10 protein-coding genes and 5 pseudogenes are annotated in these 10,998 nt (G+C 58.4%); 4 read left to right on the top strand and 11 right to left on the bottom strand.

Annotated features, from left to right (window positions below):
- Window positions 1–77 precede the first annotated feature (77 nt).
- Entirely contained in the window at window positions 78–635 is a 558-nt protein-coding gene (locus BVER_RS23815; RefSeq protein WP_050455382.1) for a hypothetical protein, read from the top strand.
- Between the two features lie 192 nt (window positions 636–827).
- On the opposite strand, the gene BVER_RS34475 is transcribed toward BVER_RS23815, so the two are convergent.
- The 8 genes and pseudogenes from BVER_RS34475 to BVER_RS32815 all read right to left on the bottom strand — a co-directional run bounded on the left by BVER_RS34475 (window position 828) and on the right by BVER_RS32815 (window position 7,220).
- A complete protein-coding gene (locus tag BVER_RS34475; protein WP_232316732.1) occupies window positions 828–1,076 on the bottom strand; it encodes a hypothetical protein in 249 nt (82 codons plus the stop codon).
- 701 nt (window positions 1,077–1,777) lie between these two features.
- The gene (locus BVER_RS23805; RefSeq protein ID WP_157056195.1) at window positions 1,778–2,047 is read right to left on the bottom strand and encodes a hypothetical protein; all 270 of its coding nucleotides are present in this window, start codon (window positions 2,045–2,047) and stop codon (window positions 1,778–1,780) included.
- Window positions 2,048–2,266: 219 nt separating this feature from the next.
- On the bottom strand, window positions 2,267–2,656 hold the full coding sequence (locus BVER_RS23800; RefSeq protein WP_050455379.1) for a hypothetical protein: 390 nt from the start codon (window positions 2,654–2,656) through the stop codon (window positions 2,267–2,269).
- Entirely contained in the window at window positions 2,653–3,474 is an 822-nt protein-coding gene (locus BVER_RS23795; RefSeq protein ID WP_157056194.1) for an AbeC-like domain-containing protein, read from the bottom strand. Before BVER_RS23795 ends, BVER_RS23800 begins: the two co-directional genes overlap by 4 nt.
- On the bottom strand, window positions 3,396–4,055 hold the full coding sequence (locus BVER_RS23790) for a hypothetical protein (RefSeq protein ID WP_050455377.1): 660 nt from the start codon (window positions 4,053–4,055) through the stop codon (window positions 3,396–3,398). The genes BVER_RS23795 and BVER_RS23790 overlap by 79 nt, the downstream gene beginning before the upstream one ends.
- On the bottom strand, window positions 4,052–5,812 hold the full coding sequence (locus BVER_RS23785) for an ABC transporter permease subunit (RefSeq protein ID WP_050455376.1): 1,761 nt from the start codon (window positions 5,810–5,812) through the stop codon (window positions 4,052–4,054). The genes BVER_RS23790 and BVER_RS23785 overlap by 4 nt, the downstream gene beginning before the upstream one ends.
- A gap of 24 nt (window positions 5,813–5,836) precedes the next feature.
- The gene (locus BVER_RS23780) at window positions 5,837–6,790 is read right to left on the bottom strand and encodes a CBASS oligonucleotide cyclase (protein WP_232316731.1); all 954 of its coding nucleotides are present in this window, start codon (window positions 6,788–6,790) and stop codon (window positions 5,837–5,839) included.
- A pseudogene (locus BVER_RS32815) lies at window positions 6,790–7,220 on the bottom strand (HORMA domain containing protein). Before BVER_RS32815 ends, BVER_RS23780 begins: the two are co-directional and overlap by 1 nt.
- Before the next feature lie 76 nt (window positions 7,221–7,296).
- Between BVER_RS32815 and BVER_RS30585 the strand changes: the two are divergent.
- The 3 pseudogenes from BVER_RS30585 to BVER_RS23765 form a co-directional block, all read left to right on the top strand.
- Window positions 7,297–7,599, top strand: a pseudogene (locus BVER_RS30585) (transposase); the annotation flags it as partial.
- A gap of 85 nt (window positions 7,600–7,684) precedes the next feature.
- Window positions 7,685–8,710: pseudogene (locus tag BVER_RS23770) on the top strand (IS110 family RNA-guided transposase).
- A 270-nt stretch (window positions 8,711–8,980) separates the two neighbouring features.
- A pseudogene (locus tag BVER_RS23765) lies at window positions 8,981–9,888 on the top strand (IS3 family transposase); the annotation flags it as partial.
- Here the strand turns inward: BVER_RS23765 and BVER_RS30580 are convergent.
- The 3 genes and pseudogenes from BVER_RS30580 to BVER_RS30575 all read right to left on the bottom strand — a co-directional run.
- On the bottom strand, window positions 9,874–10,017 hold the full coding sequence (locus tag BVER_RS30580) for a hypothetical protein (protein WP_232316730.1): 144 nt from the start codon (window positions 10,015–10,017) through the stop codon (window positions 9,874–9,876). The pseudogene BVER_RS23765 and the gene BVER_RS30580 overlap by 15 nt on opposite strands.
- The gene (locus tag BVER_RS23760; protein WP_050455374.1) at window positions 10,014–10,484 is read right to left on the bottom strand and encodes a CBASS system Cap8 protein; all 471 of its coding nucleotides are present in this window, start codon (window positions 10,482–10,484) and stop codon (window positions 10,014–10,016) included. The genes BVER_RS30580 and BVER_RS23760 overlap by 4 nt, the downstream gene beginning before the upstream one ends.
- A gap of 39 nt (window positions 10,485–10,523) precedes the next feature.
- Window positions 10,524–10,998, bottom strand: a pseudogene (locus BVER_RS30575) (hypothetical protein); the annotation flags it as partial.

The following is a 10,998-nucleotide window of genomic DNA, read 5'->3' as shown; positions in this document are numbered from 1 at the left end:
GGCCATGGCGTAAGCCCTCCCGAGGGCAGGTTGACGAACTGGACATTCATCAACTTACACCACGGCCACCCCTGCCTCTGCGCTCCTGCCGCCTCAGCGTTTTTGCACATCATTCTGCACACTACCACGTGTTGTTCTGCCTGTTCGTGTATATCGGCGTGAAGCGCTGCTTCGTGCGCGAAGTCCGGCCGGTGCGTCCGATCCTGTTTCCGGTCCTGTTTGTCGGTCTTGGCCTGTCGAGCCTCGGCCACCTGTTTCCACGGGCAGGTGTCGCTGCCTACGCGGTGGCCCTCGCGATGCTCATGCTTGGCACGGCGGGCGGCTGGTTCCACGCGCGCCGCTGGCGCCTGCAGTTCAGGAACGGGCCGGAAGGCATGCTCGTACGCCTGCCGGGCGACGCGAGCCTGCTGGTCACGCTGCTCCTGACGTTTGTCGCCGAAACGTTCATTCATTACGCGATTGCAACCTCGCAGCCGTGGGCGGCCACTGACGCCTTCGCTGTATGGTCGTTCGCTGTCTGGGGCGGGCTCGTCGGTATGTCGCTCGGCCGCGCGATCAACGTGGTGACGCGCTGCGTCTGTCATGCGAACCGTTCCACGGGGGAAGGCGGCGGGTCCGCGATCGAGTCGCGCTGAACAATCCATGATTGCCGGCGAGCGCGGTGGTCGCGATCCGGGTGAACCGATCCGGGTGAACCAATTGGTCGCGCCGTCCGCTCCCGCGTGATCGCGGCCCGCACACCGCAACGCCGTGTTCCGGCAGCCGACGCATAGCGTCGGGCGCGTCTTGCGTGATGCGTGTCAGCGGACACGTTCCCCCGGTTCCCGTCAAAAGAAGCACGTCGCGATCGCCTGCACGATCTCGCTTTGCGCCTGCGCCCCGTAAACGCTGCGCGCAGAACCGTGGTTGCTCTGCCATTGCACGGCTACGTCGGTGCGTGGCCAGTGATAGCGCGCATCGAGCCACGTGAAGTAACTGTGATCGTCGAAGTTGTAGCGCCCCATCGCAGACAGCGCCAGATGCTGAACGAACACGTCAGGCATAGATGCATAGACGAACAGCGAGCGCCGGGTCATTAGCTCCTGCGCGTTGTTCGCCGGCTCGCGATAGCGCCAGTAACTCGACGGGTCACCCTGCAGCGCCCGCCAAGCGGTGGCGCTTGCACTGGCGTAGTCGTAGTCGTAGTCGTAGTCGTATTCAAGCGTAAGCGAGAGTTTGTGTGCGTCAACCGAAGTAAAGTTGGTGCGCTTTGCGAAGTAAAATTACGCTCGGCTAATCGCGAAGTAAAGATATGACTTTCATAATCTGGCTCTGTATCGATCTGTCGATCTTTAATGCGTGCTTTTCCGGCCCTCGCATATTGTGCAGTGCGTGTTTGATGGCTTCATGCAGCCGCATCGAGCCATAGTACGCGTGTGGACAGAAGCAGTGGCGGGAAAACGTAGTATCCGTCTTCCTGCACGCTCTAAGTGATCGCGCAGAAGTCGACGGCCAAAAACGATTAAAGAGAAAGGCGTCGTAAAAGCTCTGGACTCCAGACATGGAAATGGTACATCCATTTCGATCGCCGGGTCGCGATAGGGTGAAAGGCAAAGAGTTGCTCAGGTGCGAACGGACGAGCCTCATCCACCATCTCCTCTTCGCGAAGTCACAGTTTCACTTCCCTTCTTGCACAAGAACGAAGATTAGTTCGCGTATATGGAAAGTAAAGGTTGGCGCGCTGAAGAGCCCGTGCGCCGGAAAATCCAGCTCTCCAGCGCCCCGACATGTCCCGCCTTTATTTCGCGGGACGGTATCGACGCTGAAGTCTTCTACTTGATGCCGAAGGGTCAATCAGATCAAAATTCCAGCCGAGACACGCATCCCAGTTCGCTCGGATATATGGTGGCCATTCGACGTTGTCGATCGTGTCGATCAAGGCTAATTTCACGAGCTTGGCCGTGGTGGTATTCGTCAAGTCAAGTCTATCTTCGTCGATTTCAAAACCTGCGTGCGGAACGGGGTAGAAGCGGCGACGGATAGTGCCGTCCTCGTCCTCTGCCAACATGATCGACCCTAAGAGTCGCACAACCTGAGACTCTAGCCAATCGACCTCGATGTAAGGAAGATGATCTAGATCGGGCCAACCTAGGCCGTGATGACCTCCCAAAGCGTGAAGATCGCCGCCGGCTGCATGCAGCCGCGGTCCAGTCCGACGATCGCCGCCAATGCAGTCTGCTCGCCGTATCGAAGGATCGCAAGTGCGGCGAGCGGCCGGCCGGGCGGGTCAGAACAACGGGATCGACAGCACTTTGGCGATCGTGGAGATCGACTCCTTCAGCGTGCTGACGTCGCCTATCACGGTGCCGAAGGTTTTGGCGTATCCGGTGATGCCGTGCAGCAACTCCGCGATCCGGTCCTTGTGCGCCTTGGGCTCGGCAACCCTGGTCTTTAGTTCGTCGGCGCTCGAGCGCATCTCCCGAGAGGTGTCGTCATCGCCAGGCAATGCGCTCAGGAGCCGGTCGATGCGCTCCGCCGCCGCTTTCAGCCTTTCCTGATCGGAACCGGACAAGACGTTCTTCGTCGTCTGCGCCTTGTGTCCGACGGCGAGAACCTCGGCGGTGACCGAGCTGGCCTGGATTCCCTCGTTGCCTGCGGATTGCGTCGTCTTGCTCATTTCGCTTCCTCCTTTCGCGGGTTCGTTGCTGCAACTTCCGTCTTGCGAGTCTTCGCGCCTTCGCCGACAGCCAGCGTGTCCGCCTTGACATCCCCGCCATGCACGATGATGCCGCTGTTGACGATGACCGACTGCTTGTCGCGCATATCGCCGACATCAACGTTGTGCTCTTCCAGGAACTCGAGCACGGCACTGAGGAACGTGCGCTCCAACGACTTCATGTAGAAGTCCGCATCCGCTTTCTGGAAGAAGCTCTTGTACTGGTCGCTGGAAAGCGATTGGCGCAGCGAGTCGGTCGCGCCGTAATCGAACAGGGCGGCTGCATCGATCTCCGTGCGACGCTTCCTGTGGGACGCGCCGAAGAAAATCCCGAGCGCCCGCCCGATGTGCCGGTAAGTCGAGAAGATCGCCACGAGGCATCTGAGCGGACCCATCAGCAGCGATGCGACGGCGAACACGATGAAGTACCACGTCTTCCATTGCTTGAGCCGTTCGATCTGAGAGAACTCGTCGCGCAGTTGCGGAAGAATGAACTTGTTGAATTCGACGAACATCGTCGGACCGTTCACGACGAAGCGGAAAATGATCGAAACCACGATATCCTGCTGCGCATCGACGATGTAAGCCCACCGGTACTTGCGCAGGCTCTCGGTGTCGCGCGGCCCGCCTGCCGCCGTCTCCGGTTGCAGGACCTGCCGCGGCACCGCGTAGACATCGGGAAGAATGGCTGTGAAGTCCTTCACGGCCGTACCGCTGACGAAAAAGAAGTCGGAAGTGACGAAGCCGTCGAGCGACAGCGCCCTGATCGCGGATGACACCGCATCCGAGATTTCGGCGCTGCTGAACTCCTGACAGGCCCGGGCGGCCCGGCGTCCTTGGCGGGTCTGGACACGTCCAGCGAAAACGACCAGCTGCCGATCTCGACGCCCGCCCCGACAAAAGGGTTGAAGCCGCTGTACACGATGACGTTCTGTTCGTCCGATGCAAGTGCCGAGCTGAGGTAAGTGTCGAGTTGAACGCTCGTGAAGAGGCTCATTTGTGCCGAACCAGCACGGTCCTTCCTGAAACGCGGAAGCAGGTTGGAGCGCTCGTCATATGTTTTGTACAGGAAGATCGCTGCGGTCGTGACGACCACGCCCGCGATGCCGACGTTGCTGTCGAGCGCCCACAGCGGCAGGCAGAGCAGCAATGCCAGGATCAAGAAGAGGTCGTACTTCGCGTCGCGTGCGCGCGCGAACTTGCAGACCTGGGCGAGCAGCCTGACATCGATGTCAAGTTCGGGCGCGACGGCGAGCCCCTTCTCCACGGGATCGTCGAGCACGCGGCTCCTGAACGATTCGCCCAGGAGAAATGCGCTCGCACACATGGCCCGGGTGGAATTGGTGAAGGACGGCTTCATGACTGCTTCCTCGCATGGTCATCGATCGAAACGTGCCCGTGCGCGCAAAGGCGCAATTTCGCAAAGAACATCAACGCAGCGCCGATGACGATCTGTATCACCGTCAACTCGTCCGGCGTGCCAGACTCCCCGAAGATGGCCTGGAAGGACTCCGGCGCAATGATGTATCCCGTCCTGATCCACTCCGGCACCCACTCTTCGAACGCGATGACGGTCGTGGCGGCGATGACGACCCCGACGTTTTTGAACTTGCCGGCCACCGTCGTCAGCGCGGTGAGAACGGTCATGGTCCAGTACACGTTGCCGAGATGCGTGTAGCCGCTGTAGAGGGTTTTCACACTGCCGGCGAGGCCCGTCACCGCAGCCGCCACCGCGAACGACAAACCGCTCGCCTGATTGCCCGTGTCGAAGGATCGCGCGCCCAGTTGCAGGGCCCCGAAGCCCATGGCGATCATGGCAAAGGCAAACCAGACGAGCGCCGCTTCGTTTTCGAAATAACGCGGAAGGTCCAGCATGCCATCTTCACCACCGAGTCCTGGCAGATTGAGTGTCGTCTGATAGACGACCACGCTGATCAGCAGCAGCGCCATTGCATAAGTCTGCCGATCGAACGTTTCGCTCCGGATGGTGGTGGCGAGTCCGAGCATTCCCGCGACCGCGCTGCCCGCCAGCGCACCAAAGAATGGATTGGGCGAGAGGTATCGAATAAACGCGGCCGTCGCATAGCAACTCACACCGAAGTACATGGCATGCCCGAAAGACAGGATGCCGTAGTCTTTGAACAGTCTGGAGAACGCGGCGGCGCTCAGCGCCAGGGTCCAGATGCGGATCAGCAGGTCGCCCTGGAGTCCGCCGCGCAGGACAGCGGCCACGCTGATTCCCAGGCCGACGAACAGGAACACGAGGAACGAGGTCTCGTCGTTCACGATGCTTTGCTGGGACGGTCTCCACGTCGACGACAGGTTGACGGCGTGGGTCCACGGAAGGCCTGCATAGCCGTTCCGGCTGAACAGCACCAGCACTGCGACGGCAGGCAGGACGATCGACGACATTTCCGGATAGAAGACCCGCGCCGCAGCTTCGAGCAGGCCCAGCAGGAAGGCGATGATCGCGACGTAGACGGGTTTTTTCGCGGAGCAGATGACGAAGATGGACAACACCGGAACGAGATACATCGAGCCGGCGTAGGGGCCGGAGGCCAGCACCGGAGCGGTCAGTACCCCCACGAAGGCGCTCAGTCCGACGCTCATGGCGCGCGCGCTGTTCAGGACGGCATTGTTCAGGACGGCATTGTTCAGGCGGAATCGCTCGTTGCCACGACGCCTGAACGCGATCATCACGAGCAGGACGGACAGTCCGACCGAAACCGTCCACAGCCGGTACACCGGAAGAAACGCGAGTCCGATGTTGCTGGCGCCCGATAGCCATTCGGGCACGTCGGGCGTGGTGTCGCAGAACGGGAGCGCGCGGCACAACCCGATGATCAGATAGAACAGTCCCAGGCCCGTCATGGCGCGCCGGTTTGCTTCGGCTTCGCGTTGGCCTGCCGGGCTTCCCGGATCGGTGGAGGCGAACGCTGCGGCAAGCACGAGCGGAAGGACGATCAGACTGTAGAGGTAGCCGCCCTTCTGGATCGCGAACAAAGCGAGCGTCACGCCCAGGGTCAGGCCGCCGAAGGCCAGGAGATCGGCATGTCCCCAGGTTTGATAGGTCAGGACGAGCGCCACGGCGAGCAGCGCATAAGTGGTCCCGTTCACCGCTCCGAGAATCGACTCGGCTGATCAGCGCCGCGACAGGTATGCCGAAAAGTTCCACATTGCGCCGCCGACATTGAAATTGAACGGTTGATCACCTCCGACCAAGTCTGGAAGGTGTCGAAATCCATCGGTATTTTTCCCTTGCCTCGTAAGGTTGATGGCCAAGGTCACTTCACGAGCAGCCTCTTTGAGAAGCCTTTCCGCCCGCTCCTTGCGTTCGAGGTCCATGCCGTTGCTGATGGGTGGGCCGAGGTCAGCGGGGTCCGGCCACTCCTCTTTAATCCGGCTAGCGAGCGTAGCGAAAAATCCCTGCATCTCCCGCTCATAGGAACCGCCCCAGCCGCCATCTAAGCACTCTAAAGCCATCACTTCGATAAGAAACGACGGCTTCACAGGCTTCTGGTCACCATGCTTCGGATTGTTGTTCCAATATTTCACCATCCGGACGAGCCCCTTCCATTCGTTGCTGTACGCACGATAAGCGTCAACGGCTTTTTGGGCATGAATCTCGGGGTCTGTTTTAATCCACTTGCCCGATGCGGTGTCTGGAATTTCGTATTCGGTACCGACGTCAAACGCCGGCACGACGTCAATGCTGAGGATTCGATAGTCGGTCTTGTCCTCTTCTCCGACCTTAACGCCAAAGTCGACGTTGATTGACCGGTCCTGCTTCCGCATGGCGCTCGTTCCATATTTCTCGACCAACGCATCATAAAAAGCGTCGAGCACTGCCGAAGCGGGCTTGTCGTGGTAGTGCTTTTCGTCCTTACCGAGCACGAAGAAGATGTCGATGTCTTTGAGCGGCTTCGTCTTCGTGTATCGAGCGTAAGAACCAGTGAGAAAGCTGCGTTCGATTTGGAACTTGGTCTTCAGGAAATCGCGCACCTCATTCTGACGCGCAGACGCGTTGTCCTGTTCGCGCGTGTTGAGTTCGAGCCGATGCTTGAATTTTTTAAAGGCGTCGTTTGTTGACAGCATCAGATTTTTCTCCAGTATGTAGTTTCACCACCCAAACCGCTGTGCTCAACAGTGGTGCCAATGCTCTGTCTCTTCATTCCTTCCGTCGAACGGGCGCTCGACGCCGGGCCCCACCCCTCGACGTCGGGACGGCCGGGCTTCTGTGTATCCGAAAATCGTATCGAGCTTGCGAAGGAATGGTTCCTTGTTTCTTGATGGCGTAGCTCAACTGCTCAGTGTCCGTCCAGAAACTGCCGTCTCCAGCGCCAGTCCAACTGTATGCAATGTCAATCTCCCATCTCGTGATGAGACGGTCAGTGGTTGGGTCATAGACATCCAGAATCAATCTCTCCAGGTGGCCGGACTCCAGCCATGTCTTGATTGCGCGCGTATTGGATTCCCATTCGCCGACAAAACCGGATGGGTCGAGCCCTGGAGCGGCCCCCTGAATTGCCGGACACGGCCTCTACCTTAAGATAACGGGTAGTCATACGACTGTGTTTAGACCTAACAGCAAGCAGGAAGTGATGGAAGTGTTGACTGGACCGGAGCGCCGGCGGCGGTGGTCTGCGGAAGAAAAGGCGGCGATGGTCCGGGAGTGTTTGGAGCCTGGCAAAACCGTGTCGATGGTAGCTCGCCAGCACGGTGTCAATCCAAATCAGTTGTTCCATTGGAAGAAGCTGTATCAGGACGGGAGCCTGTCGGCGGTGTCCGCCGGTGAAGAGGTCGTCGCGGCTTCGGAATTGGTAGACGCGCTCAAGCAAATTAGGGAATTGCAACGGCTGCTCGGCAAGAAGACCGTAGAAGTTGAAATTCTGAAAGAAGCAGTAATGGAATGGACGCCCCCACCCAAACCGCATCAATGTGCCAAAGTGGAGTGTCGAAGCAACCACTTTAACGAGGGGAGCGTCCATCATGAAGATCACGACAATTGGTATCGATCTGGCGAAAAGTGTTTTTGCCGTGCATGGAGTGAATGAGCATGGCAAAACGGTACTTAAGAAGATACTCAAGCGCGATCAGGTTGCGGCGTTCTTCACGAATTTACCAGCTTGCTTAGTTGGGATGGAGGCATGCAGCAGCGCTCATTATTGGGCGCGAAAACTGCAACGCATGGGCCACACGGTAAGGTTGATAGCACCGCAGTTCGTCAAACCGTACGTCAAGACAAACAAGAACGACGCCGCTGACGCAGAAGCTATTTGCGAGGCCGTTACGCGGCCGAACATGCGTTTTGTGCCTATGAAAAATATTGAGCAGCAGTCTGTCCTTTCGCTGCATCGTGTTCGCCAGGGTTTTGTGCGGGCACGGACGGCGCAGGCCAATCAGATTCGAGGGCTGCTGAGCGAGTTCGGACTTATCGTTCCACAAGGGATCTCGCAGATCGCGCGGTTAGTTCCAGAGTTGATTGAGGATGCCACAGTCGAGTTGACCGGGTCGTTCCGGCTGTTGATCCAACGACTAGTGGATCATCTGAAAGAACTTGATTGCCAGATACGTGAGTTGGAAAAACAAATTCAGGCATGGCATCGCGAGAACGAGGCAAGCTGCAAACTCGCCCAGGTTCCAGGTATTGGCCCGCTTACAGCGAGCGCCTTAATCGCGTCTATCGGCGAGGCGAAGAGCTTCGCAAATGGGCGACAACTGGCGGCATGGCTTGGACTGGTACCAAGACAGAATTCAAGCGGCGGCAGGAATGTCCTTCTTGGAATCAGCAAGCGAGACGACACATATTTGCGGACGCTGCTGATTCATGGTGCGCGATCAATCATGCTCGCCGCGAGTCGAAAAACATAATCCGAAGGCTGGTTGCAGCGTCTCCTCTTACGTCGCAACGCCAATGTTGCAGTCGTCGCCATAGCCAACAAGACAGCGCGGATTGTGTGGGCGCTGCTAGCGCACGATCGAGAGTTCCAATGCGCCTATAGGAGCGCTGTGTAACCTTCTCAAGCTAGCTGAACCGGTACTTAGATCGAAGCAGGAGGCTTCCAACGATTGCTAAGGCAATCACGATGTGATGGCGAGACAGGTAAGACCGTGATCAAGTAAGCCTGAGTACTCCACCGTGCATAACAGCACGCAGCAGTGAAGAGGACTTGATCAGCATATTCCATCAGGGACCGCCAGATCACTCTGGCAACAAAGTCCGGATGCATGGCAGCAATCTTAACCTTCGAACCGTCACAGAATGAAAGCTTGGCAAACTGGGGGCGTCCATGCATGGAGTACGGTCGAGCAAAAAAAATGGATTGCGCGCTCGCCATCATTGCCGGGGGACGACCAATGAAGCAGGTCTGTGAAGTTCTCGGCGTTGCGCGCTCGAACGTGTCGGTCAGGCGTGCACGCCCTGCCGGCTGGCAAGACGGTGGCTGCGCCGGGCGGACAGACGATGCGGATCTGGAGGCAGAAATCCGCGAGGCCGTCATCGATTTGCCAAGTTATGGCTATCGCCGGGTCTGGGGCGTCATTCGCAACAACCGGGAGATGCACGGTGCGGGGCCGGTGAATGCCAAGCGCATTTACCGTGTCATGCGCGTTCACGGCCTGTTGCTGCAGCGGCGGCCAAAGCGTCCCGCCATCACGCGGCGACACGACGGACGTGTTGCGGTGGCCAGAAGCAATCAACGCTGGTGCTCCGATGGCTTCGAATTCCGATGCGAGAACGGCGAGCCATTGCGCGTTACGTTTGCGCTGGATTGCTGTGACCGGGAGGCCATGAGCTGGGTCGCAACGACCGGTGGCTACACCGGCAACGATGTTCGTGACGTGATGCTTGCTGCCGTCGAGCATCGGTTTGGCAATGTCGACGCAGTGCCGTCTTCGATTGAATGGCTAAGCGATAACGGCTCGGGATATATTGCGCACGAGACACGCGCGTTTGCGAGCGATATCGGACTCACGCCGCTCACGACACCGGTGTGCAGTCCGCAAAGCAATGGCATGGCCGAGAGCTTCGTGAAGACCATGAAGCGCGACTACGTTGCCTTCATGCCCAAGCCCGACGCTGCGACGGCAGTGCGCAACCTGGCAGTGGCATTCAAAAGCACCCGCACAGCGCCTTGAAATACCGTTCACCTCGCGAATTCAGGCGCAGGACGGAATCATCAACTCAGGTGTGAGACGGTGTCCGGAAGTATGGGGGCAAATCCAAGCCCACTATTGACAATGATGTCCTTGAGGCTTCTCAAGAGATTGTCGGTCACATAAGTGACAGAATGTGTGTAGCTGTAGGTGGCGACGGAGTTCATAGATTTCGCAGCCCTTCGACGTCGAGGGTCATCGCTTTGGCGTTATCCGCAGCCTCATCCAAAGCGAACCCGGAAGCAAGGTCGCGTGTAGTGATTCGGCTGCTGTGCTTCTTCAGGGCCGCCTGAACCCACGAAAGGTCCGACTCAGGGCACGGAAGCGACACAGCCCAGTCTCCCTTCAGCGGCTCGAATGAAAGTGCATCTTCATTTGCGTCCGAGCCGTCCAGCGCATCGTCGTCATAAGTGCAGTAAATGCGTGTACGAGGCCCATCGCAAGTGGCGATGATGGCGGCCTGCTTGGGCGCCTGCTCTGTAATAAGGCTGGCTGCAATACCTGCGACCGCGCGCAGTTCCTTGCGTGCCGAACTGTCCTTACCTTGCGTCAGAAGCTCGACGATTTCGCTCCAGGTATCCGACGCATTCCGATAGGGTGTGCCGCGAAATTTGCGACTAACTACGCTGCTCATTACGCTTTTTCCTTTTGGAGACGAGCACGCTTGGCCCGCTTAATCGCGGTATGCAATTGGTCGATGGTTACCGTGTTGGGGTCGATGGCTGTCTCCTTGCAGGCAGCCAAGGCGTTCCACGACTTTCCGGATGGCGCGGCCGTCGAGGCCTTCACACTCTGCCGCGCACGCGCCAAAGCTATGGTGCGAAGCAAGTTCACCAATTTTTGGAAACTGCTTAGCCACGCCCGTAAGGCACTCCGTCAGAATCTTCTTGCAAGCGTCTTTCCCCGGCAGCGGAACCTCCAACACCAGGTCGCATCGCAACAAGAATGCGCTGTCGACCGCTTGCGGAAAGTTGCTCGTAGCGACGAACAGCAGGTTTGGATGCTGCTCCGCGAACATATCTAGTCTGGCCTGCAAAATTGAATTTGCCGGAATGGACCCAACGACGCAGTCTGGTGCAGACGTAAACGCACATCTCAGCCAGGTCTGCAGCGCACGAGTAGAGGTTGAGGCATGACGTTGAGCTGAA

It is taken from the genome of Candidatus Burkholderia verschuerenii, from assembly GCF_001189365.1.
Classification (GTDB): Bacteria; Pseudomonadota; Gammaproteobacteria; order Burkholderiales; family Burkholderiaceae; genus Caballeronia; species Caballeronia verschuerenii.
Note: the sequence above shows the minus strand (reverse complement) of the source record. Positions and strands in the feature narration are given on the sequence as shown.

Coding starts and splice junctions, on each gene's coding strand:
- BVER_RS34475 (WP_232316732.1), bottom strand. CDS start 1,076: ATGACCCGGCGCTCGCTGTTCGTCTATGCATCTATGCCTGACGTGTTC.
- BVER_RS23805 (WP_157056195.1), bottom strand. CDS start 2,047: ATGTTGGCAGAGGACGAGGACGGCACTATCCGTCGCCGCTTCTACCCC.
- BVER_RS23800 (WP_050455379.1), bottom strand. CDS start 2,656: ATGAGCAAGACGACGCAATCCGCAGGCAACGAGGGAATCCAGGCCAGC.
- BVER_RS23790 (WP_050455377.1), bottom strand. CDS start 4,055: ATGAAGCCGTCCTTCACCAATTCCACCCGGGCCATGTGTGCGAGCGCA.
- BVER_RS23780 (WP_232316731.1), bottom strand. CDS start 6,790: ATGCTGTCAACAAACGACGCCTTTAAAAAATTCAAGCATCGGCTCGAA.
- BVER_RS30580 (WP_232316730.1), bottom strand. CDS start 10,017: ATGAACTCCGTCGCCACCTACAGCTACACACATTCTGTCACTTATGTG.
- BVER_RS23760 (WP_050455374.1), bottom strand. CDS start 10,484: ATGAGCAGCGTAGTTAGTCGCAAATTTCGCGGCACACCCTATCGGAAT.